The following is a 22,913-nucleotide window of genomic DNA, read 5'->3' on the forward strand; positions in this document are numbered from 1 at the left end:
GCAGGCCGTTCGGTTCACTCGCCCCCAGCCCGCCTGCGTGCGTCAGGCCGTCGCGAAGGTCGTCAGGTGGTCGGTGAGGAAGTCGTCCAGGGTGCGCGGTGGCCGGCCGGTGATGTCCTCGACCTCGGTCGTGGTCGTCGCCCAGCGGCCGTCGCCCGTCTCGGCCATCAGCGCGGCCAGGTCCGCGGCGAACGGCGCCGGCATGCCCTGCCGCTCCAGGTGGGCGGCCATCTCGGGCACCGGGAGGTCCACGTACCGGACGGGACGGCCAAGGGCGGCGCCGACGCGCTCGGCGATCCGCTCGTGCGGCAGCGACTCGGGCCCGGTGAGCACGTGGTCGCTCCCCGGCCCGGCCGGGCGGGTGAGCAGCGCGGCGGCCACGTCGGCGATGTCCCTGGCGTCGATGTAGTTGACCGGTCCCGGCCCGTACGAGCCGTACATGCGCCCGTCCCGCACCTCGCCCGGCAGGTTCTGCATGAACCCGGTCGGCTGCAGGATCGCGTACGGCACGCCGGACGCCCGCAGCCGCTCGTCCACCTCGCCGTGCATGCCGCCGCCGAGCCGCCCGCCGGGACGGGCGCCCCGGACGGAGACCGTGACCACCTGGGCGACCCCCGCCCGCGCCGCGAGGTCGATCACGGCCCGGTGCGCCGCGGCGAAGCCGGGCCAGAGCGAGCTGTTGAGGAACAGCCGGTCGCCGGGCGACAGCAGCGCGCCGATCGTCTCGGGCCGCTCGAGGTCGGCGAGCGCGTACGGGCACGGCAGGTCGGCGGGCCGGCGGACGGCGGCGAGCACGTCGTGCCCGCGCAGCCGCCCGGCCAGCGCCCGCCCGACGGTGCCTGTGGCCCCGGTGATGACGATCATGAGGTCTCCTAAGCGGACGATCGGATTCCGGTTCGCCGCACGGTACACTAACCGGAATCCGATCGTCCACTTGATGGGGAGGAGACGCCGGTGCGCGCGGACGCGAGACGGAACCTCGGCAGGATCGTTGAGGCGGCGGCCGAGGTCCTGGCCGAGCGCGGCGTCAACGCGCCCATGGAGGTCATCGCCCGGCGCGCGGGGGTCGGCGTCGGCACGCTCTACCGCCGCTTCCCCGACCGCCAGGCCCTGCTCGCCGCCGTCGGCGACCACTACGTGCACAGCATGGCGGAGGCTCTCGACCGGGCCGCGGATGAGGCGGCCGACGCCTGGAGCGCGATCCGCGCCTTCGTCTCCTGGGCGGCCGACCCCGGCCGCGCCGCGCTCGCGACCGCCCTGGCCGCGCTGCCCGACGAGGCGTACACCGGCAGGGACGGGTTCGCGCGGACGCGGGACGGCTGGCTGGAGCGGTTCGGCGAGCTGGTGGGCCGCGCGCAGGAGGACGGCGCGATGCGCCGCGACGTCGGCGTCGAGGACCTGGTCCACCTGCTGAACGTCTTCACCTGTCACCCCGACCGGCTTCCCGCCCCCGTCGCCGCCGACCCCGGCCGTTACCTGCGGCTCATGCTCGACGGCATGAGGGCGGAGGGGACGACCGTGCCCCTGTGACCGTTTCGACGTATTGAGACGATTCAAAAGAATCTTGATCACCGCTATGATGGGCCGAGTTCATCGTGGAGCTCCGTACGCGGACCACGTCAGAGCGGCGAATCATGCACCCGCAGCACGGCCTCGTGAGGATCGATGGCGACCAGGAACATCAAGGAGGTCGCGCAGCTGGCGCGCGTCTCCGTGGGGACGGTGAGCAACGTGCTCAACCGCCCGGAGATCGTGTCACCGGCCACCCGCGAACGCGTCTTCGACGCGATCAAGAAACTCGGGTTCGTCCGCAACGAGGTGGCCCGCCACCTGCGGGTGGGCCGTAGCAGGACGGTCGGCCTCGTCGTGCTCGACGTGGCCAACCCCTTCTTCGTGGACGTGGCCCAGGGCGCCGAGTCGGTCGCCGAGGACCACGACACGATGGTGGTGCTGTGCAACAGCGCAGGCGACCCCGGCCGCGAGCGCCGCCACCTCGACCAGCTCGAACAGCAGCGGGTGATGGGCATACTCATCACCCCGGTCGAGGCGGAGAACCCCTGGCTGGAGGAGCTGGCCGCGCGCGGCACGCCGGTCGTGCTGGTCGACAGCCCGGCCACCGGGCTGCAGTGCTCGGTGGCGGTCGACGACCGGCTCGGCGGGCAGATCGCCGGCGCCCATCTCGTCGAGCGCGGGCACCGGCGCGTGCTGTTCGCCGGCGGCCCGATGTCGGTCAAACAGGTGGCCGACCGGCACGCGGGCGCCGAGGCGGCGATCGCGGCGACCGGCGGCGCCGTCGAGCTGCTGACCTGCACCGCGCCCGCGCTGACCGTGGCCGGCGGCCGGGCCATCGGCGAACAGGTGGCGGCGCTGCCGCCGGACGAGCGGCCCACCGCCGCCTTCTGCGCCAACGACATCATGGCACTCGGCTTCCTGCAGGCGATGGCCGCGCACGGGCTGCGCGTGCCCGAGGACCTCGCCATCATCGGCTACGACGACATCGACTTCGCCGCGGCGGCCGCCGTGCCGCTGTCGTCGGTCAGGCAGCCGCGCGAACTGCTCGGCCGCACCGCCGTCGACCTGCTGCTCGAAGAGGTCGCCGAGCCCGAGCAGCACCGGCACAGGCAGGTCATCTTCCAGCCGGACCTGGTGGTCAGGGAGTCGAGCGCGCTGCGCCGCGACCCCTGACGCCCGCCCCCGAGCACGGCCCTCCGCACGAGGCGGCGGGCCGTGCTCAGGCATGCCCGGACGGCCTCCGGCGCCCGCGGCGGGTCCGCGAATTCCCGCGCATCTCGTCATTGACTTTGAGTCGATTCAACACTAATTTCGCACCAACCGCCGTTCACTCCCGTGTAACCGGGCAGGAACGGCGGCGCAACAGCCCACCCCCGTCCGGGGCGGATGCCACGAGAAGGTGGTGCCGGATGTCTCGTCCCGCCATGTCATTCAGGATCCAAGCTGCCTGCTCAGAGGCCATCTGGGCGGCTCAGCTCAACCTGATGTGGCTCGTGTTCACCCTCGCCGGAGGCGTGGTTCTCGGGCTGGGGCCCGCCACCGTGGCCGCCTACACCCTGGCCCGGAGGCACGTCCGTTATGAAACGTTTCAGGCTTGGCGCGAATTCTGGACCGTCTACCGGCGGGAATTCGTCCGGGCCTCGCTGCTGGTCCTGCCCCTGGTGCTGACCGGCGTCCTGCTCGTCGGCAACTACCTGTACCTGTCCGCGCTCGGCCCCGGCATGGGGACGATGCGGATCGCGACCCTCGTGGCGCTCGTCGCACTGGCCGGTGCGGGGGCCTACGTGGGCCCGCTCTACGCGCATCACGACCTGCCGCTGTGGGCGTACGTGCCCAAGGCGGTCCACCTGGCGCTCATGCGCCCGGCCTCGTCCGTGCTGCTGCTGCTCGTGCTCTCCGCCATCGCCTTCGCGACCTCGGCGGCGCCCGTCCTCGCCCCGGTGATCAGCTTCGGCGCGTGGATCCATCTCAACACGTGGCTCTGCCTGCGCTTCTTCGAGGAGAACGAGGCGCGCCTGCATTCGAAAGGGAACTCATGAGCGCATCCCGCCGCCGGCGGCTCCTTGCCGGCGTGTTAGCGATAACGGCTGCTCTCACCGCTTCGGCCTGCTCAGGCGGCGGGGAGGCGCCCCAGTCCGACCCGAACACGATCACGTTCATGTCGAAGCTGTTCGGCACCGCGCCCGACCCGAAGGGCGAGCTGCACCAGGCCGTCGAGAAGTTCCTCGGCAAGAAGCTGCAGATCACCTGGGTGCCCAACGCCGAGTACACCGACAAGCTCAACGTCACCCTGGCCTCGGACAACCTGCCGCAGGTCATGGTGGTCGACCCGCACCTGCCGGCGTTCGTCAAGTCCGCTCAGGCCGGGGCGTTCTGGGACCTGACCGACAAGCTCGACAAGTACCCGAACCTCAAGCCCGCCGACGAGCGGAGCGCGCTCAACTCCTCGATCAACGGCCGGATCTTCGGTCTCTACCGGATGCGGCCCCTGCTGCGCTCGGCGATCGTGATCCGCAAGGACTGGCTGGACAAGCTGGGACTGAAGCTGCCCGAGTCGGTCGACGACCTCTACGACGTCGCCAAGGCGTTCACCGAGAAGGACCCCGACGGCAACGGCAAGAACGACACCTACGGCCTCATCATCCCGAAGTGGCCCGGCAACTACGCCAGCGCCAGCCCGTACGACGTGATCGAGACCTGGTTCGGCGCCCCCAACGGCTGGGGCGAGCGCGACGGCAAGATCGTGCCCGGCTTCGACACCCCCGAGTTCCTCGAGGCCAACCGCTGGCTGAAGAAGATGGTGGACGGGGGCATGATCAACCCCGACTTCGCCACGCTCGACACCGCCAAGTGGAACGAGCCGTTCCACCAGGGCAAGGGCGGCATGATCATCGACGTCAACATCCGCTCCCGCCAGGTCCTCGACCTGTTCTACCAGGAGGACAAGGAGAACTACGGCGACAAGGTCGCCATGGTCGGCAACCTCAAGCGCTCCGACGGCCAGAAGTTCTCCTACCCGTTCACCGGCTACGCCGACGTGCTCGCGATCTCCAAGCAGAGCGTGCGCACCGAGCAGGACCTCGACAACGTGCTGAAGACCCTGGACAAGCTGGCCACCAAGGAAGGCCAGAACCTGGTCACCAACGGCATCGAGGGCCGCAACTACAAGGTCGAGAACGGCGACACCGCCGCGCTCATCAACGAGGACGACCCGGCCGTCAAGGTCATCCAGGACAACGCCGACGACGCCTTCATCCAGCTCGGCACCAAGGGCACGGTCGACATCGGCGGCATCGCCTACCAGCGGGTGCCGTCGGGCAAGCCGTACCAGGACATGCTCGCGCTGCAGAAGCAGCTCATGGAGGAGGACCTCAAGACGGCGGTGCACAACGTGGCGCTGCCCGTGGTCTCGGACACCGCCGTCGCGCGCGGCCCGCAGATCGACACGATCGTCCCCGACGCGCGGATCAAGTTCCTGTCGGGCGCGATCACCGAGGACCAGCTCAAGGGCGAGATCAAGCGCTGGTACGACAGCGGCGGCACCCAGGTGACGGCCGAGATCAACGACCTCGTCAAGAAGCTCGGCCAGTAACGGCCGCCCGACCCCGCCCGAGAGCCCGGGGGACCTGCCGCCCCCCGGGCTCTCCCACGAAAGGAGGCCGCTCGTGGCCACCCACCTGGCGGCGCCTCCCGAGAAGGCGGCGCCCAAGGAGAGCGGGAGAGGCGCCGCCAAGGTGCCGCTCCGCACGGCGGTAGGCCGCTACCGCTGGCTCTACCTGATGCTCGTCCCCGGCGTCGCGTACTTCGTGATCTTCAAGTACCTGCCGATGTACGGGCTGACGATCGCCTTCCAGGACTTCCTGCCCTTCCTCGGCTACTCCGGCAGCCCCTGGGTCGGGCTCAAGCACTTCGAGGAGCTGTTCGCCGGGCCCGACTTCGGCCGGCTGATGTTCAACACGCTCCTGCTGGCGCTGCTGCACATCGTGTTCGTCTTCCCCGCGCCGATCATCGTCGCCCTGCTGCTCAACGAGGTGCGGGTCGGCTTTCTCAAGCGCTCGGTGCAGTCGCTCATCTACATCCCGCACTTCCTGTCCTGGACGATCGTCGCGTCGCTGACGTACGTGCTGTTCGCGGCGGACTTCGGCGTGCTCGCCGGCTGGATGCGCGAGATCCTGGGCGACACCTCCAAGATCGACTACATGGCGCAGGAGGAGTGGTTCCGGCCGCTGATCATCCTCCAGCAGCTGTGGAAGCAGACCGGCTGGGGCACGATCATCTACCTGGCCGCGCTGGCCGGCGTGGACCCCAACCTGTACGAGGCCGCCCGCATGGACGGCGCGGGCCGCTTCCGCCAGCTCTGGCACGTCACGCTGCCCGCCATCCGCCCCACGGTCGTGGTCATGGCGATCCTCGCCTCCGGCAACCTGCTCGACTCGGGCTTCGAGCAGATCTGGCTGATGACCACCTCGCTGAACCGCTCGGTGGCCGACGTGTTCGACACCTACGTCTACTACGCCGGCATCACCCAGGGCGCGATCAGCTACTCCACCGCCGTCGGCCTGTTCAAGGGCGTGGCCGGCGTCATCCTGATCTTCGGCTCGAACTGGCTGGCCAAGCGCCTCGGCCAGCGTGGACTGTTCTGAGGAGCCCGGCATGGCCACCATCACCAAGACCAAGAAAGCCGGCCTCCCCGCGGGGAACGAGGCCGGGCTCGGCAGCCGGGTGTTCGACACGCTCAACGTGATCGTGCTCGTCGGCCTGGCGGCGATCACGGTGCTGCCGTTGTTGTACGTGCTGGCCGGCTCGTTCGCCGGCGAGGCGGAGATCTCCTCGCGGCCGTTCTTCCTGTGGCCGGAGAAGTTCGTCACCGAGTCCTACGAGTACATCTTCGACACCCCCACCTTCCTGCGGGCGCTGCTGACCACCGTCGTCGTGACGGCGGTCGGCACGGTGGTGCAGCTGCTGCTGACCTTCACGATGGCGTACCCGCTGGCCAAGCGCTATCTGCCGGGCCGGGCGCTGGTGCTCAACCTGGTCATCTTCACGATGGTCTTCTCCGGCGGCATGATCCCCACCTACCTGGTGGTGCGCGACCTCGGGCTGCTCGACAGCTACTGGGCGCTGATCCTGCCGCTGGCGATCAACCCGTTCTACCTGATCATCGTGAAGAGCTTCTTCCAGGAGCTGCCGCAGGCGCTGGAGGAGGCGGCGCGCATCGACGGCTGCAACGAGATGGGCGTCTTCTTCAAGATCGTCCTGCCGCTGTCCAAGCCGATCATCGCCACGTTCTCGCTGTTCTACGCGGTCGGGATCTGGAACGACTACATGTCGCCGCTGCTCTACATCAACGACCCGAGCAAGTGGACGCTGCAGATCCTGGTGCGCCAGCTCACCAGCACCGACGCCGCCAACGCGCTCGCCCAGATGGACCGCACGTGGGTGCCGCCCGAGCAGGGGCTGAAGTTCGCCGTCGTGGTGATCGCGACGCTGCCGATCCTGCTGTTCTACCCGTTCCTGCAGAAGCACTTCGCCAAGGGCGTGCTGCTGGGGGGCGTCAAGGAGTGAGCGTCACCGTGCTGCTGGCAGGGGACTCGACGGTCGCCTCCTGCCCGGCCGCCGAGGCGCCCATGTCGGGGTGGGGCGCCCAGCTCGGCGCCCGCCTCGGCCTGCCGGTGCGCAACTTCGCCAAGGGCGGCGCCACCACGGCGAGCCACCGGGCCGAGGGGCTGTGGGCGGCGCTGCTGCGCGAGGTCGTCCCCGGTGACCTGGTCGTCCTGCAGTTCGGGCACAACGACCAGAAGGAGCCGGAGCTGCCGTACCGGGAGAACCTGCGCGGCTTCGTCGCGGAGGCGCGCGCCGCCGGGGCGCGGCCCGTGCTGTGCACGCCCGTCCAGCGCCGCCGCTGGGCGGACGGCCGGCTCGTCCCCACGCACGGCGGCTACCCGGACCAGGTCCGCGAGCTGGCCGCCGCCGAGGACGTGCCGCTCATCGACCTGACCACGGCCACCACCGCCCTGTACGAGCGGTACGGCCCCGAGGGCTCGAAGGCCCTGTTCACGCACTTCCCGCCCGGCGTCCACCCGCTCTACCCGGGCGGCGTCGCCGACGACACCCACTTCTGCTTCCGCGGCGCCGACGAGGTGGCCGCGATCGTCGCCGAGCGACTGAAGGAGATCGCATGACCGCGCTGCGCTGGCTGGACCGACCGGGCGACCAGGGGGTGACCTGGGGCGTGCCCTGGCCGCGGGGAACGGTCGCGCCGGGGACGCGGTTCGCGCTGAGCGACGACGCCGGCCGCGAGGTGCCCGTGCAGAGCTGGGTGAGCGCCACCTGGCCGGACGGCTCGGTCAAGTGGTCCGCGCACGCCGCGGGCGCCGGCCCCGCCGCCCGGGAGTACCGCCTGGAGCCCGGCCGCGAGCCCGCCGCGCCGCCCACCCCCGTCACCGTCACCCGCGAGGCCGGCGCCCTGGTCGTCGCCACCGGCGTCGTCACCTGGACGCTCGGGGAGAGCGGCGCCACCCTCGCCCGCTCGATCGCCCGCGGCGGGCGCGAGATCGCCCGCGACGTCCGCCTGGTCAGCCTGCGCCAGACCGGCCCCACCCCCGACGAGGGCGCCGCGCCGCCCCGCGAGCGGCGCACCGGCCTGGTCGAACGGGTCACGGTCGAGCAGGACGGCCCGGTGCGGGCGGTGCTCCGCCTGGACGGGCGGCACGGGGACTGGCTGCCGTTCACGGTCCGGCTGTACTTCCACGCCGGGGCCGAGGACGTGCGGATCACGCACACGTTCGTCTGGGACGGCGACCCGGAGCGGGACTTCCTGGCCGGGCTCGGCCTGAGCGCCGACGTCGTCATGCGCGACGAGCCGCACGACCGGCACGTACGCCTGGCCGGCCCCGACGGCTTCCTCACCGAGGCCGTACGCGGCCTGACCGGCCTGCGCCTCGACCCCGGCGAGCGGGTCCGCCGCGACCAGGTCGCCGGGCTGCCCTGCGGCGAGATCGCCCCCGAGGTCGCGAGCCGCCTGCACCTCGTCCCCGCCTGGAACGACTACACCCTCGACCAGTCCTCCGCCGACGGCTTCACGCTGCGCAAGCGCACCGGCGAGGGACACTCCTGGGTGACGATCCCGTCGGGCACCCGCTCGGCGGGCTACGGCTACGTCGGCGGCGTGAGCGGCGGCCTCGGCTTCGGGCTGCGCGACTTCTGGCGGCTGCACCCCACCCGGCTCGACGTCAGGAACGCGGCCACCGGCCTCGCCACCGCGACCGTCTGGCTGTGGTCGCCCTCCGCCCCAGCCATGGACCTGCGCTTCTACCACGACGGCATGGGCCAGGACACCTTCGAGGAGCAGCTCGAAGGGCTGGAGATCACCTACGAGGACTACGAGCCGGGCTTCGGCGATCCGCGGGGCATCGCGCGTACGCACGAGCTGACCCTGCGCGCCCTCGCCGCCACGCCGCCCGCCGCCGACCTCGCCGCCTTCGCCGCCGCCATGAACGAGCCCGCCCTGCTCACCGCCACGCCCGCGCGGCTGCGCGAGGCGGGCGTCCTCGGCGTCTGGGAGCTGCCCGACCGCTCCACGCCGGCCCGCGCCGAGATCGAGGACCGCCTCGACTTCCTGTTCGACCTGTACGTCCGCGAACGCGAGCAGCGCCGCTGGTACGGCTTCTGGGACTACGGCGACGTCATGCACACCTACGACCCCGACCGCCACACCTGGCGCTACGACGTGGGCGGCTACGCCTGGGACAACTCCGAGCTGTCGCCGGACCTGTGGCTGTGGCTGCAGTACCTGCGCACCGGCCGCGCCGACGTCTTCCGCTTCGCCGAGGCCATGACCCGCCACACCGGCGAGGTCGACGTCTACCACCTCGGCCGCTGGAAGGGCCTCGGCAGCCGGCACAACGTGCAGCACTGGGGGTGCAGCTGCAAGCAGGTGCGCATCTCCAACGCCGCCTACCGCCGCTTCCACCACTACCTGACCGCCGACGAGCGCTCCGGTGACCTCATGGACGAGCTGAGCGCGCCGGAGGAGACGTTCACGGCCGTCGATCCGCAGCGCAAGGTCCGCGAGGACGTCTACACGCCCGACCCGTCGGCGCTGTCGGTCGGGCTCGGCACCGACTGGGGCTCGCTCGCCGCCGCCTGGCTGACCCGCTGGGAGCGGCACGGCGACGAGCGGGCCAGGGACCGGCTGCTCGGCACGATGGCCGACATCGCGGCGATGCCGCGCAGGTTCCTGACCGGCGAGGCCAGGATGGACCTCGCCACCGGCCGCTTCGACACCTCGGTGGACAAGATCTCGATCTCGCACCTGTCGTCGCTGTTCGGGCTGCCGGAGATCTGCGCCGAGCTCATCGCGCTGGTGGACGTGCCCGGCTTCGAGGACGCCTGGCTGGAGTACTGCCGGCTCTACCTCGCCACTCCGGAGGAGCAGGAGGCGGAGGTCGGGCGGCGGCTCGGCGGGATCTCGCTGATCCAGGCGCACAGCCGGCTGACGGCGTACGCGGCGGCGCGCACCGGGGACGCCCGGCTGGCCGCCTGGGCGTGGCGCAAGTTCGGCCGCGACGAGGGCGACCAGCTCAACACCAACCCGTTGCAGCGGCAGGAGAAGTGGGAGCTGACGACGGTGGACGGCCCGTCGGTGCTCGCCCCCGTGCGGGAGGCCCCGTTCGTCAGCACCAACAGCGCGGCCCAGTACGCCCTGGCGGCCATCCACAACCTGGCCCTGATCGGGGAGCACCTGGACGGCGGGGAGGGGCGGGAAGAGGCGGGCCCCGCCGGGCGTTAGGGAACGGCGGAGCGTCAAACCAGAGGTGGGGCTCCAGCGGGGAGCCCTACACTGATCGTATGCACACTCCCGATTGATCAGGCGTAGCACGCCCAAACCCTCGTTTCCTAGCACGGGAGTGTTCCGCCATCATGATCATCGCCAATGATATCGAGCTGCGCGCCGGCGCGCGCCTGCTCATCGAGAAAGCGTCCTTCCGGGTCAACCCGGGCGACAAGATCGGGCTGGTCGGCCGCAACGGCGCCGGCAAGACGACCCTGACCAAGGTGCTGGCCGGCGAGGCGCTGCCGGCCGCCGGCACCGTCACCACCAGCGGCTCGGTCGGCTACCTGCCGCAGGACCCGCGCACCGGCGACCTGGAGGTGCTCGCCCGCGACCGCATCCTGTCCGCCAGGGGCCTCGACCAGGTGCTGCGCGAGCTGCGCGAGGCCGAGCTCGGCATGAGCTCGGCCGACGAGCGCACCCGTGAGCGCGCGGTGCGCCGCTACGGCCGCCTGGAGGACCAGATGCACGTGCTCGGCGGCTACGCCGCCGAGTCGGAGGCCGCCTCGATCGCCTCCAGCCTCGGGCTGCCCGACCGGGTGCTCACCCAGCCACTGAAAACGCTTTCTGGCGGTCAGCGCAGGCGCGTGGAATTGGCCCGAATTCTTTTCAGCGGAGCGGAAACTCTCCTTCTGGACGAGCCGACAAACCACCTAGATGCGGACTCAATCGGCTGGCTTCGCGATTTTTTGCGCAGCCATCAAGGTGGCTTGGTGATCATCAGCCACGACGTCGGGCTTCTTGAAGCGACGGTCAACAAGGTCCTGCACCTGGACGCCAACCGGTCCGTGATCGATCACTACAACGTCGGCTGGACCGCCTACCTCGCCCAGCGCGAGACCGACGAGAAGCGCAGGAAGCGCGAGCGCGCCAACGCCGAGAAGCAGGCGGGCGCGCTGCTGGCGCAGGCCGACAAGATGCGCGCCAAGGCCACCAAGGCCAAGGCGGCCCAGGACATGATGCGCCGGGCGCACCGCCTGCTCGCCGGCACCGAGGAGGAGCGCCAGAGCGACAAGGTGGCGCGGCTGCGCTTCCCCGACCCCAAGCCGTGCGGCCGCACCCCGCTCACGGCCCAGGGCCTGTCGAAGTCCTACGGCTCGCTCGAGGTCTTCACCGACGTGGACGTGGCCATCGACCGAGGTCACCGGGTCGTCATCCTCGGCCTCAACGGCGCGGGCAAGACCACCCTGCTGCGTCTGCTCGGCGGACTGGAGAAGCCCGACACCGGTGAGCTGCGGCCCGGCCACGGCCTCAAGGTCGGCTACTACGCCCAGGAGCACGAGACCCTCGACGCCGACCGCACGCTGCTGGAGAACATGCGCTCGGCCGGCGGCGAGTTCACCGACACCGAGCTGCGCAAGGTGCTCGGCTCGTTCCTCTTCACCGGCGACGACGTCGACAAGCCGGCCGGCGTCCTGTCCGGAGGCGAGAAGACCCGGCTGGCCCTGGCCATGCTGGTGCTCTCCAGCGCCAACGTCCTCCTTCTCGACGAGCCCACGAACAACCTCGATCCCGTCTCCCGCGAGCAGGTTCTCAACGCTCTGAGGTCGTATTCAGGAGCGATCGTCCTTGTGACCCATGACGAGGGTGCCGTTGACGCCCTGTCACCGGATAGGGTGATCTTGCTACCGGACGGAACTGAAGACGCGTGGAGCGCCGAATTTTCCGATCTTGTGGCACTTGCCTGATCTTAATTTGAGTGGGTACGGATCTTTTCCCGTGGAGTAGGTAGCCGATCCCGCTGAAATGACTGATCATGGCGGAGTAACGCTGCGGAAGTCCGGCACTACAGGAGGTACTCGTGGCCGAGACACTGAAGAAGGGCACCCGGGTCACCGGGGCCGACCGGGAGAAACTGGCCGGCGATCTCAAGAAACGCTACGCCGCGGGTGAGAGCATCCGCGCCCTGGCCGCTTCGACCGGTCGGTCCTACGGGTTCATCCACCGCATCCTGAGCGAGTCCGGTGTGACTCTGCGCGGGCGCGGCGGGGCGACTCGAGGCAAGTCCAAGCGCTGACGGCCGCCTCGGAACGTGCGACCGCAGCCGCCCGTCCCTAGTCAGCCAGCCGTCGCGCCCGAGCCAGAATCATATTCTGTAGGCTCGGGCGCGACGGACAGCACTTCGGACCGAAGGAGCGGGCGATGGCGGAAGCTGAGGCGCGACAGCGCGGGGGGCACACGGAAAGCGTCACGGAGGACGTCTCTGCCGAGCGGTTGGCGGAGAGCGGGCTCCGCTTCGAGGTGGACGGTGAGATAGCGACGATCACGCTCGACCGGCCGGACAAGCGCAACGCTCAGACGTTCGCCACCTGGTCCGCGCTGGCCGGCATCGGCGACAACCTGCCCGAGCAGGTGCGCGTCGTCGTCGTGAAAGGTGAGGGACCGTCCTTCTCGGCAGGCATCGACCTGCGGATGTTCACTCCTGAGGGGGTGCCGGGCCAGGGCTCGTTCAGCTCGGTGGCCAGGTCCGGTGACACGGATTTCGAGCACAGCATCAGAAAGGCTCAAGCCGGGTTCCTGTGGCTGCGCAGGCCGGAGATCGTTTCCATCGCCGCGGTGCACGGGCACGCGATCGGCGCGGGGTTCCAGCTCGCGCTCTCCTGTGACCTGCGGATCGTCGCGGACGACGTCAAGTTCTGCATGAAGGAGCCGGCGCTCGGGCTGGTGCCCGACCTGACGGGGACCAAGCCCCTGGTCGAGCTCGTCGGCCTGGCCAAGGCGATCGACATCTGCCTGACCGCCAGGATGGTGCACGCGGAGGAGGCCATGCGCATCGGCCTCGCCGAGCAGGTGGTCGCGCGGGACGACCTCGACCGGGCCGTGCGCGACAAGGCGGCGGAGCTGCTGTCCACCAACCGGGACGCGGCCGCCGCGACCAAGCGACTCCTCCAGGGGGCGCGGGCCCGCACCCTGGAGGAGCAGGGCGTCGCCGAAGGGCTGGAGCAGGCCATGCGCATCAAGACGCTCTTCGGGGGCTGATCTTCGGGGCTGATCTTCGGCGCGAAGTCCCCTTCGTCCCCTCGTGGCACAATTTCGCGCTGAGCTGAGACGGGAATCGGCGGCGCCACCTGGGCGCTGTGTCCGGCGGAGGAGAGGGGATCCCCCGGATGGCGATGATGGGAGGGGGCTTCGGCCCTCACGTGTGGAGCTCGTTGCGCCGCGACGAGTCGGTGGTCAGGCAGCGCCTGCGCCCCGGGATCGCGCGGCGCATCGCCGGTTACGCGCGCCCCTACACCAGGCAGATCGCGGCGTTCCTGCTGCTGGTGGTGGCGGGCGCGGTGATCGTGGTCGCCAACCCGCTGCTGATGAAGGCGATCATCGACGACGGCATCCTGCCCAAGCGCACCGGCGTGGTGATCTGGCTGGCCGTCGCCATCGGCGCGCTCGCGCTGGTGGACGCCGGGCTGACGCTCGTGCAGCGCTGGTTCTCCGCGCGCATCGGCGAGGGGCTGATCTACGACCTGCGCACCGAGGTGTTCGACCACGTGCAGCGCATGCCGGTCGCGTTCTTCATGCGTGCCCAGACCGGCGCCCTGGTCAGCAGGCTCAACACCGACGTGATCGGCGCGCAGCGCGCGCTCACCAGCACCCTGTCGTCGGTCGTGTCCAACGTGGTGAGCCTGGTCCTGGTGCTGGGCGCCATGCTGGCGCTGTCGTGGCAGGTGACGCTGGTCGCCCTGGTGCTGCTGCCGATCTTCGTGATCCCCGCCAAATACGTGGGCCGCCGCATGTCCGCGCTGACCCGCGAGCAGATGCAGCTCGACGCCGAGATGAGCTCGGTCACGACCGAGCGCTTCAACGTCGCCGGCGCCATGGTCGCCAAGCTGTACGGCCGCCCCGAGGACGACGCCGAGGTGTTCGGCGCGCGGGCCGCGCGGGTGCGTGACGTCGGCGTCCGCGTCGGCATGTACGGCACCGTCTTCCGCGTCGCGCTCGGCCTGGTCGCCGCGCTCGCCACGGCCCTGGTCTACGGCATCGGCGGCGTCCTGTCGGTCACCGGCTACTTCGAGCTGGGCACGCTCGTGGCCCTGGCCGCGCTCCTGATGCGCCTCTACGGCCCGCTCACCTCGCTGTCCAACGTGCACGTGGACGTCATGACCGCGCTGGTCAGCTTCGACCGCGTCTTCGAGATCCTCGACCTCAAGCCCATGGTGGCCGAGCGCCGCGACGCCGTGCCGGTGCCGGAGGGGCCGGTGACGATCGAGTTCGACGACGTGCGCTTCCGCTACCCGGCCGCCGAGGAGGTCTCGCTCGCCAGCCTGGAGTCGGTGGCCAGGCAGGACACCGGCCCCTCCCACCCGGTGCTCAAGGGCGTGTCGTTCACCGCCCGCCCCGGGCAGCTCATCGCCCTGGTCGGCCACTCGGGCGCGGGCAAGACCACGATCACCTCGCTGGTCTCGCGCCTCTACGACGTGGACGCGGGGGCCGTCCGGCTCAACGGCCTCGACGTGCGCGAGGCCACCCTCGCCTCGCTCCGCGACACCGTGGGCGTGGTCATGCAGGACCCGCATCTCTACCACGACACGATCGGGGCCAACCTGCGCTACGCCAGGCCGGAGGCCACCGACGAGGAGATCTGGGCGGCGCTGAAGGCCGCGCAGATCGGCGACCTCGTCGAGTCCCTGCCCGAGGGGCTCGACACCGTGGTGGGCGACCGCGGCTACCGGCTGTCCGGCGGCGAGAAGCAGCGGCTCGCGCTGGCCCGGCTGCTGCTCAAGGCCCCCCGCGTGGTCGTGCTCGACGAGGCGACCGCGCACCTCGACTCCGAGTCCGAGGCGGCCGTGCAGGTGGCGCTGAAGACCGCGCTGGAGGGCCGCACCTCGCTGGTGATCGCGCACCGGCTCTCCACCATCAGGGAGGCCGACGAGATCCTCGTCGTGCACGAGGGCCGGGTCGCCGAGCGCGGCCGGCACGAGGAGCTGCTGGCGCGCGGCGGCTTGTACGCCGAGCTCTACCGCACCCAGTTCAGCTCGTCAGGTAGCCCAGCCGGGTGAGCTCCTTGCGCGCCACCCGCTCCACCAGCTCCACGTCCTGGGGGCGGAGCCGGGAGCGCCAGGCGCCGGCCGCGGCCTCGTGGCCGTACAACGCGACCTTCGGCACCCGCGTCTCCAGGTGCTCGGCGAGCGTGGCCGCCGCCTGCGCGGGGGCGCGCACCAGGTCCTCGTAGCGCAGGGTCAGGAGCTGACCGGCGGGTAGGGAGCGGCGCAGCTCGGCGCTCAGCCGCACGGCGCTGCGCCAGCGCAGGGCGCACTTGCCCGCCGCGGGCATCTCCTTCCAGTGCTCGAGGTGCTCGTCCTTGCTGACGCCGAGGAAGGCGTTGGGGAACTCGGTGCCGCCGCTCAGCATCGCCGGACGGAACCACGCCAGGCAGTCGGGATCGGCGAGCATGTCGGCGGCGACGTCGCGGCCGTCGCGGACGAGCTGCACGAACCGGGCGTCGGGAAAGGCCTGCAGCAGCACCGGCGCGCTGTAGATGAGGTCGGGGCCGCCCTCGCCGAAGCGCACGATGTCGCCGGTGGCCACGCACGGCCCCGTGCCGGTGACGCCGCCCGCCTCGCGGCACGGCGCCGCGCACTTCCCGCACGAGCCGGGCAGCACCTGCCACGACTCGGCGAGCGCGTCCCGCAGCACCCGCACGGCCCCGGAGGTGCGGGCGATGGACGGCTTGCGGGCGAAGGCGTACAGCACGTGCGCCACGCTCGCCCGGCCCATCGTCATGTGGAAGCCGGGGGAGCGCTTGAGGGCGCGGGCCAGCAGTGCGGCGCCGGAGTGCGGTGCGCCCAGCAGGAACACCGGGCGGCGGACCTTGACGCCGTTGACGACGAGGATGTGGGGCGGAAGTCGCATACGCGACACAAGTGTGACACCGTTTGCCTGGTGAACGAGCCAACCGCGCCGCGGGCCCATGTCCAGGAGTTGATCGATGCAGCAAGCTGACCTGCGGCCCGGTGACACGGTCGCGATCGTCGCGCCCTCGGGCCCGCCCCACGCGACCCTGCTCAGGCAGGGCGTGGCGCGGCTGGAAGGGCTCGGACTGAAGGTCGTCGTGGGCGCGCACGTGCTCGACCGGCAGGAGCTCGACTACCTCGCGGGCGCGGACGCCGATCGCGCCGCCGACCTGCAGTCCGCCTGGTGCGACCCGGCGGTCAAGGCGGTGTTCTGCTGCCGGGGCGGCTACGGCGCGGGGCGGCTGCTCGACCTGCTCGACTGGGACGCCATGCGCGCCGCCGGGCCCAAGGTGCTGCTCGGCTCCAGCGACATCACGGCGCTGCACAACGCCTTCGCGATCGAGCTGGGCGTGTCCACCCTGCACGGCCCGATGCCGGCCTGCGAGCTGCTGGGCGGGGAGAACGGTCCCGAGCCGCTCACCTGGGCGAGCCTCCAGGCGGCCCTGTCGGGCGCGCAGGAGAGCGTCTACGGCGATCGGGTGCTGGTGCCCGGCCGGGCCGAGGGCGAGCTGTCAGGGGGCAACGTGTCGCTGCTGGCGTCCATGTGCGGGACCCGGTGGCAGCCGTCGTTCGAGGGGCGTCTCGCCTTCCTGGAGGACGTGGGGGAGGAGCCGTACCGGATCGACCGGATGCTCACCCAGTTGCTGCAGGCCGGGGCGTTCGACGGGGTGCGCGGGATCGCGCTCGGGTCGTGGGTGGAGTGCGGCGATCCCTACCCGGTGCTGCGGGACCGGCTGGCGCCGCTCGGCGTGCCCGTCCTGGCCGGGCTTCCGGCGGGTCACGGGTCACCGCAAATGAGCCTCTGGCTGGGAAGACTTGGAGTTATCGATACCGAATCGTGCTCCCTGTCTGGTCCGGAGCGCGATGGGGAGCAGGCAACCTAGGAGGGACGAATCCGGAAGAAAGGGACAGCGCGCGTGAGCTTTTTCAAGCGAGAGCGAGAGCCCGCGCGCCGCCCCGACGCGGACGCCGACCTCGACTCGCTGCTCGCGCTGGTCGCCGAGTCCCGCGGCTTCACCTGCGAGTTCGCCGCCGACGGCGGCTCGCTCACGCTGCGCGGCGAGCCCACCCTGACCGTCCGGCTCACCGGGCTGCGCCGTGAGGCGGGACGGCGGGCCAGGGAGGACTGGCCCGTGCTGGTCAGCGAGCACCTGGCGCACGCCGTGGCCACCGCGGGAGAGCCCGCGGACCTGTGCGACCTGGAGCAGGCCGCCCCGCTGCTGCGCACCCGCGTGGAGTCGGTGGACGAGCTGGCCGACCCGGCCAGGATCGTCGGCCGCCACCTCAACGCCGACCTGGTGGAGCTGCTGACCGCCCACGGCCGCCCGGTGCGGCCCGAGGAGGCCGGGTGCTGGCCCGTGCCCACGGCGCAGGCGCTCGACCTGGCCGTGGCGAACGTGCGCCGCGAGGAGCGGCTGCCGGTGGAGTCCATCGAGCTGTCCGGCACGCCGGTGCTCCGGCTCACCGGGACGGCGCCGTCGGCGGCCACCCACCTGCGGTGGCTGGCCGACTACCTGCCGGTGCCGGCGGACGGCGTGCTGGTGGTGCTGCCGGATCCGTACACGCTGCTCGTGCACCCGGTGGACGGGATCGGCGTGGTGCGCGCCATCGAGCGGCTGCGCGTGCACGCCGCCCGCACCGGCGGGCTGAGCCCGCAGGTGCACTGGTGGCACGGCGGGCGGCTGACCCTCATCAAGGCCGACATCGTCATGAGGGGCGGCCAGACCCGCCTGGTGGTGGCCCCGCCGCCGGAGTTCGCGCGGGTCCTCGCCCGGCTGGCGGTCTGAAGGCTCAGCCGGTCACGTACTGCCGCAGGTGGGTGGCGGTGAGCGTGTCGCCGTGCGCGACCAGCTCGGCCGGGGTGCCGGTGAAGACCACCCGGCCGCCGTCGTGACCCGCGCCGGGACCGAGGTCGATGATCCGGTCGGCGTGCGCCATCACGGCCTGGTGGTGCTCGATGACGATCACCGAGTTGCCGTCGTCGACCAGCCGGTCCAGCAGCCCGAGCAGCTGGTCCACGTCGGCCAGGTGCAGGCCCGTCGTGGGCTCGTCCAGCACGTACGTCGTCCCGCCCCGCGCCATGTGGATGGCCAGCTTGAGCCGCTGCCGCTCGCCGCCGGACAGCGTGGTCAGCGGCTGCCCCAGCCCGAGGTAGCCGAGGCCCACGGCGGACATCCGCTCCAGGATGCCCTTGGCCTGCCCGGTGGTGAAGAACCCGGCGGCCTCGGCCACGGACATGCCGAGCACGTCGCTGATGTTCTTGCCGCGCAGCGTGTACGTCAGCACCTCCGGCGTGAAGCGCCGCCCTTCGCACTTCTCGCACACCGACGCGACCTCGGCCATCATCTGCAGGTCGGTGTAGATGAGGCCGATGCCCTTGCACGCCGGGCAGGCGCCCTCGGAGTTGGCGCTGAACAGGCCGGGCTTGACCCCGTTGGCCTTGGCGAAGGCGGCCCTGATCGGGTCGAGCAGGCCGGTGTAGGTGGCCGGGTTGCTGCGGCGCGAGCCGCGGATCGGCGACTGGTCGGCCACGACCACGCCCTCGCGGCCGGCGATGTAGCCGTGGATGAGCGAGCTCTTGCCCGACCCGGCCACGCCGGTGACCACGGTCAGCACGCCGAGCGGCACGTCCACCGTGACGTCGCGCAGGTTGTGCAGATTCGCGCCCTCGATCCGCAGATGTCCCGAGGGCGTGCGGGGCCGCTCGCGCAGCCGGGCCCGGTGGCCGAGGTAGCGGCCGGTGAGCGTGCCGGAGGCGCGCAGCCCGTCGAGGTCGCCCGCGTAGCAGACCTGCCCGCCGCCGCTGCCCGCGGCCGGGCCGAGGTCCACCACGTGGTCGGCGATGGCGATCGTCTCCGGCTTGTGCTCGACGACCAGCACCGTGTTGCCCTTGTCGCGCAGCCGCAGCAGCAGCTCGTTCATCCGCTGGACGTCGTGCGGGTGCAGCCCGGCGGTCGGCTCGTCGAAGACGTAGGTGACGTCGGTGAGGCTGGAGTTGAGGTGGCGCACCATCTTGACCCGCTGCGCCTCGCCGCCCGACAGGGTGGCCGACTCGCGGTCCAGGCTGAGGTAGCCGAGGCCGATGCCGGTCAGCGAGTCGAGCGTGGCGAGCAGGCCGTCGAGCACCGGGCCGACGGCCTCGGCGGACAGGCCGCGGACGAACTCGGCGAGGTCGTCGACCTGCATGGCCGAGCACTCGGCGATGTTGCGCCCGGCGATCCTGGCCGAGCGGGCCGCCTCGTTGAGCCGGGAGCCGCCGCAGTCGGGGCAGGTGGTCAGCTTGAGCGCCCGGTCGGCGAAGGCGCGGGCGGCCGGCTGCATCGACTCGCGGTCCTTGCCCAGGTAGCCGCGCCGGACCCGGACGGCGAGCCCTTCGTAGGTGAAGGTGTTGGAGCCGTACTTGATCTTGGTGGGCGGCTTGTGGAGCAGGTCGTCCCACTGCTGCGGGGTGAAGTCCTTCAGCTTCACGGCGGGGTCGTAGAGGCCGGAGCCGGCCAGGACCTGCCAGAGCCAGCTGTCCACCGCGTGGCCGGGGACCTTGACGGCGCCCTCGTTCAGCGACAGCTCCCTGTCGACCAGCGCGTCCACGTCGATCTCCATGGTCTTGCCGAGGCCCTCGCAGGCCGGGCACATGCCCTCGGCCAGGTTGAAGCTGAAGGCGGAGGCGGAGCCGACGTGGGGGACGCCGACGCGGCTGAAGATGATGCGCAGCATGGTGTGCGCGTCGGTGGCGGTGCCCACGGTGGAGCGGGCGTTGGCGCCCATGCGCTCCTGGTCGACGATGATGGCGGCGCTCAGGTTGTGCAGGGCGTCCACGTCGGGGCGGGCCTGGCTCGGCATGAAGCCCTGCACGAACGCGCTGTAGGTCTCGTCGATGAGCCGGCGCGACTCGGCGGCGATGGTGTCGAAGACGAGCGAGGACTTGCCCGAGCCGGACACTCCGGTGAAGACGGTGAGCCGGCGCTTGGGGATGTCGAGGGAGACGTCCTTGAGGTTGTTCTCCCGGGCGCCACGGACCTGGATCAGGTCGTGGCCGTCGGCGGCGGTGTGGTCGTGGCGGTGCGTGGGAACCACGGGACCCCTTTGTCGGCGAGATTGCTTAGGGCGTAAGGAGTTAGCCGGGACAGCGTACATCGTCCCGGGAGCTCCGTGTTCGGCGTACAGCGTACCGTACGCCGTACGCCCCAAGCGCTCAGGCGGACAGGGGGTTCGCGTGCCGGTGGTGCAGGCCGATCACCGGGATCTCGTGCAGGCTGCCCGAGTACAGGAACTGGGTCATGCCGATGAGCAGCCGCCGCACGTCCTCCTGGGGGCGCACCACCAGGCGCAGGAACTGGCTGGTGGTGCCGAGCTTGTTGCCGCACTCGCGGACGTAGACGCCGTGCTCGGTCAGCAGGTGGTCGCGCAGCGGCACCCCGTCGTGGCCCGGCGGCAGCTTGACCAGCAGGAAGTTGCCCTGCGAGGCGTACACCGACAGCCCCGGCATGGTGCTGAGCTGCTGGAACATGGCCCGCCGGTCGCTCGACAGCCGCCGCAGGCTCTCCTGGTACTCGGCGCCGAACTGCTTCATCATGAACACCATGACCTCGGCGAAGGAGTTGAGGTTCCACTTGGGCAGCGCGTCGCGCACCCGCCCCGCCAGCGCCGGGTTGGCGACCATGTAGCCGAAGCGGACGCCGTGCAGGCCGAAGTTCTTGCCCAGGCTGCGCAGCACGATCACGTTGGGCCGCACCGCGGCCTCGGCCGCCACGCCCGGACAGGGCTCGGCGTCCACGAACTCGCCGAACGACTCGTCGACGATCACCAGGTCGAGGTCGATGAGCTCGTCCATCAGCCGGACGACCTCGTGCTTGGGCAGATAGCCGCCGTCGGGGTTGTTCGGGTTGCAGATGACCGCCACGCGCGAGCCGCGGGTGCGGACGAACGAGACGTAGTCGGCCACGTCGAGGGCGAAGTTGCGGCTCTCCAGCAGCGGGTACATGTCGACCCGCTTGCCCGTCTCCAGCGGCTGGTCGGTCCACCGGCCGAAGGTCGGGATCGGCACCGCCAGGCTCTCTCGCACCAGCAGGTGGTCGATCCAGGTGATCAGCTCCGTGGAGCCGTTGCCCATGGCGACCGTCTGGGGGTGCAGCCCCAGCGTGGCGCACAGCTCGGCGGTGATCGTGCCGGCGTCGCTCGGATAGAACTTGAGTATCGTCTCCAGATTCCTCCCGAGGTGCTCGAAGATCTCGGGCGTCGGGAAGTACGGGTTGCACGGTATGCAGAAGTCCACCGGTGCGCGCTCTCCGGCCGAGCCGCGCAGCAGTGAGAAGTATGACGGGCTGTGCGCCTGTGTACGCAGCAGGCTGAGCTCCACGACACCTCCATGGAACACCACGTGTCCGATGTGTGGAGATACGCGCTACTTGCCGCAGTGGTTCATGACAACGCGCGGGTCCTGGTCAGGGTCAGGATCGCGACGTCGTCGCGCGGGGGCGCGCCGGTGAAGCTGCGCACGTCCGCGCCGACGGTCTCGGCCAGGCGGCGGGGCGGATGCCTGGCCCACGTACGCAGCCGCGCCGCCAGCGGGTAGAACGAGCCCGCGCTGTCGCGGGCCTCGGTGACGCCGTCGGTGCACAGCAGCATGGTCGCCCCGGTGGGGAAGGCGAACCAGGCGACGGCACGCGGCCCGGGAGCCAGCCCGGCCAGGCCGAGCGGCACCGCGGGCTCGCCGAGTGCGGCCTGGTAGGCCCGCCCGTCGTGGATGATGTACGGGGCGATGTGCCCGCAGTTGACCGCCTCCACCACCGGGCCGCGGCGGATGTCCAGCACCAGGGCGGTCACCAGGCGCTCGGGCTCGCCACCACGGCCGGCGCCCAGGTTGTGCCGGGTCACCGCCGACTCCATCGCCTCCACCACCCCGATCAGGGTGGCCTCGCGGTAGGCGGCCTCGCGGAAGGCGCCGAGCACGGCGAGCGCGGTGCCGATCGCGGGCAGGCCCTTGCCCTGCACGTCGGCGATGAGCAGGCGGGCGCCGTGGGGGGAGGCGGCCACCTCGTACATGTCGCCGCCCACCATCGCGTCCTCCTCGACCGGCTGGTAGAGGCCGTCCACCAGGACGTCGCCGCTGCGCAGGGGGAGCGGGCGGACGATCTGCCGCTGGAGCGCCGCCGCGGCCGAGCGCAGCCGGTAGACCTCCTCCTCGCGGTGCACCCGGTAGCGGCAGCTGATCACGGCCGCCACGCCGAACAGCGCCGCGAACCCCGCGGCGAGCAGGTTGTCGTCCAGGTCGGCCCCGAGGTAGGCGAGCGTGCCGCCCATCACCAGCACCACCCACACGGACGCGAACGCGGTCTGGCGCACGTTGCCGAGCCCCGACACGATCGAGGGCAGGAAGACCAGCAGGGGCAGCAGGCGCACCGCCGTGCTGGTGAGCGAGTCGAGGGTGATCAGCGCCACGGTGACGCAGACGAGCACCGCCACGAACACCGGCATCGGCAGGGAGGGGCCCACGCGCCGCCGTTCACCGCCATTCGCCACGGCCGTCCCTCATTCCGCGCCGTCGTTCCTCCGTCCCGGTGGTCGTGCCCAGCTCGGCGGGTGCGGAAAACAGCGTGAGCGGGCCGGGAGGGAACAACCGC

General features: G+C 71.2%; 19 protein-coding genes. 14 read left to right on the forward strand and 5 right to left on the reverse strand.

Annotated elements, in window-relative coordinates:
* Positions 1-42: 42 nt before the first annotated feature.
* Positions 43-864 carry an NAD(P)H-binding protein gene (locus tag AC27IY_RS40745; protein WP_487181212.1) on the reverse strand — a complete coding sequence of 274 codons (822 nt, stop codon included), beginning with the start codon at positions 862-864 and terminating at the stop codon, positions 43-45.
* A gap of 90 nt (positions 865-954) precedes the next feature.
* On the opposite strand from AC27IY_RS40745, the gene AC27IY_RS40750 reads away from it, so the two are divergent.
* The 12 genes from AC27IY_RS40750 (at position 955) to AC27IY_RS40805 (ending at position 15,339) form a co-directional block, all read left to right on the forward strand.
* Positions 955-1,530, forward strand: a complete 576-nt coding sequence (locus AC27IY_RS40750) for a TetR/AcrR family transcriptional regulator (RefSeq protein ID WP_371246963.1) — start codon at positions 955-957, stop codon at positions 1,528-1,530.
* Positions 1,531-1,665: 135 nt separating this feature from the next.
* Entirely contained in the window at positions 1,666-2,685 is a 1,020-nt protein-coding gene (locus tag AC27IY_RS40755) for a LacI family DNA-binding transcriptional regulator (protein WP_423448918.1), read from the forward strand.
* 251 nt (positions 2,686-2,936) lie between these two features.
* Positions 2,937-3,551: a YesL family protein gene (locus tag AC27IY_RS40760; protein WP_364452992.1), complete on the forward strand. Its 615-nt coding sequence runs from the start codon at positions 2,937-2,939 to the stop codon at positions 3,549-3,551.
* Between the two features lie 119 nt (positions 3,552-3,670).
* Positions 3,671-5,104 (forward strand): extracellular solute-binding protein, encoded by a 1,434-nt coding sequence (locus tag AC27IY_RS40765; RefSeq protein ID WP_449951547.1) that lies wholly within the window; start codon positions 3,671-3,673, stop codon positions 5,102-5,104.
* Between the two features lie 73 nt (positions 5,105-5,177).
* Complete coding sequence (locus tag AC27IY_RS40770; RefSeq protein WP_344215711.1) at positions 5,178-6,155, forward strand: ABC transporter permease; 978 nt, start codon at positions 5,178-5,180, stop codon at positions 6,153-6,155.
* 10 nt (positions 6,156-6,165) lie between these two features.
* Positions 6,166-7,077: a carbohydrate ABC transporter permease gene (locus AC27IY_RS40775; RefSeq protein WP_423448913.1), complete on the forward strand. Its 912-nt coding sequence runs from the start codon at positions 6,166-6,168 to the stop codon at positions 7,075-7,077.
* A gap of 8 nt (positions 7,078-7,085) precedes the next feature.
* On the forward strand, positions 7,086-7,694 hold the full coding sequence (locus AC27IY_RS40780) for a rhamnogalacturonan acetylesterase (protein WP_487181213.1): 609 nt from the start codon (positions 7,086-7,088) through the stop codon (positions 7,692-7,694).
* Positions 7,691-10,303, forward strand: coding sequence for an exo-rhamnogalacturonan lyase family protein (locus AC27IY_RS40785; protein ID WP_487181214.1), 2,613 nt, complete (start codon positions 7,691-7,693; stop codon positions 10,301-10,303). The genes AC27IY_RS40780 and AC27IY_RS40785 overlap by 4 nt, the downstream gene beginning before the upstream one ends.
* 131 nt (positions 10,304-10,434) lie before the next feature.
* The gene (locus tag AC27IY_RS40790) at positions 10,435-12,033 is read left to right on the forward strand and encodes an ABC-F family ATP-binding cassette domain-containing protein (RefSeq protein ID WP_344215703.1); all 1,599 of its coding nucleotides are present in this window, start codon (positions 10,435-10,437) and stop codon (positions 12,031-12,033) included.
* 113 nt (positions 12,034-12,146) lie between these two features.
* Positions 12,147-12,362: a helix-turn-helix domain-containing protein gene (locus AC27IY_RS40795; RefSeq protein ID WP_020547488.1), complete on the forward strand. Its 216-nt coding sequence runs from the start codon at positions 12,147-12,149 to the stop codon at positions 12,360-12,362.
* Positions 12,363-12,487: 125 nt separating this feature from the next.
* The gene (locus AC27IY_RS40800) at positions 12,488-13,324 is read left to right on the forward strand and encodes an enoyl-CoA hydratase/isomerase family protein (protein ID WP_487181215.1); all 837 of its coding nucleotides are present in this window, start codon (positions 12,488-12,490) and stop codon (positions 13,322-13,324) included.
* A 128-nt stretch (positions 13,325-13,452) separates the two neighbouring features.
* Positions 13,453-15,339 carry an ABC transporter ATP-binding protein gene (locus tag AC27IY_RS40805; RefSeq protein WP_344215700.1) on the forward strand — a complete coding sequence of 629 codons (1,887 nt, stop codon included), beginning with the start codon at positions 13,453-13,455 and terminating at the stop codon, positions 15,337-15,339.
* Here the strand turns inward: AC27IY_RS40805 and AC27IY_RS40810 are convergent.
* Positions 15,311-16,192, reverse strand: a complete 882-nt coding sequence (locus AC27IY_RS40810) for a sulfotransferase (protein WP_487181216.1) — start codon at positions 16,190-16,192, stop codon at positions 15,311-15,313. The genes AC27IY_RS40805 and AC27IY_RS40810 overlap by 29 nt on opposite strands.
* Positions 16,193-16,268: 76 nt before the next feature.
* Here AC27IY_RS40810 and AC27IY_RS40815 point away from each other — a divergent pair, with 76 nt between their 5' ends.
* The gene (locus tag AC27IY_RS40815; RefSeq protein ID WP_487181217.1) at positions 16,269-17,177 is read left to right on the forward strand and encodes a S66 peptidase family protein; all 909 of its coding nucleotides are present in this window, start codon (positions 16,269-16,271) and stop codon (positions 17,175-17,177) included.
* A gap of 33 nt (positions 17,178-17,210) precedes the next feature.
* Positions 17,211-18,080, forward strand: a complete 870-nt coding sequence (locus AC27IY_RS40820; protein WP_344215694.1) for a hypothetical protein — start codon at positions 17,211-17,213, stop codon at positions 18,078-18,080.
* Positions 18,081-18,084: 4 nt separating this feature from the next.
* On the opposite strand, the gene AC27IY_RS40825 is transcribed toward AC27IY_RS40820, so the two are convergent.
* The 3 genes from AC27IY_RS40825 to AC27IY_RS40835 all read right to left on the reverse strand — a co-directional run bounded on the left by AC27IY_RS40825 (position 18,085) and on the right by AC27IY_RS40835 (position 22,812).
* Positions 18,085-20,367: an ATP-binding cassette domain-containing protein gene (locus AC27IY_RS40825; RefSeq protein ID WP_371246971.1), complete on the reverse strand. Its 2,283-nt coding sequence runs from the start codon at positions 20,365-20,367 to the stop codon at positions 18,085-18,087.
* Between the two features lie 118 nt (positions 20,368-20,485).
* Entirely contained in the window at positions 20,486-21,649 is a 1,164-nt protein-coding gene (locus AC27IY_RS40830) for a pyridoxal phosphate-dependent aminotransferase (RefSeq protein ID WP_423448900.1), read from the reverse strand.
* A 62-nt stretch (positions 21,650-21,711) separates the two neighbouring features.
* Positions 21,712-22,812, reverse strand: a complete 1,101-nt coding sequence (locus AC27IY_RS40835) for a PP2C family protein-serine/threonine phosphatase (protein WP_487181218.1) — start codon at positions 22,810-22,812, stop codon at positions 21,712-21,714.
* Positions 22,813-22,913: the final 101 nt, after the last annotated feature.

The organism is Nonomuraea sp. B208 (assembly GCF_057536035.1).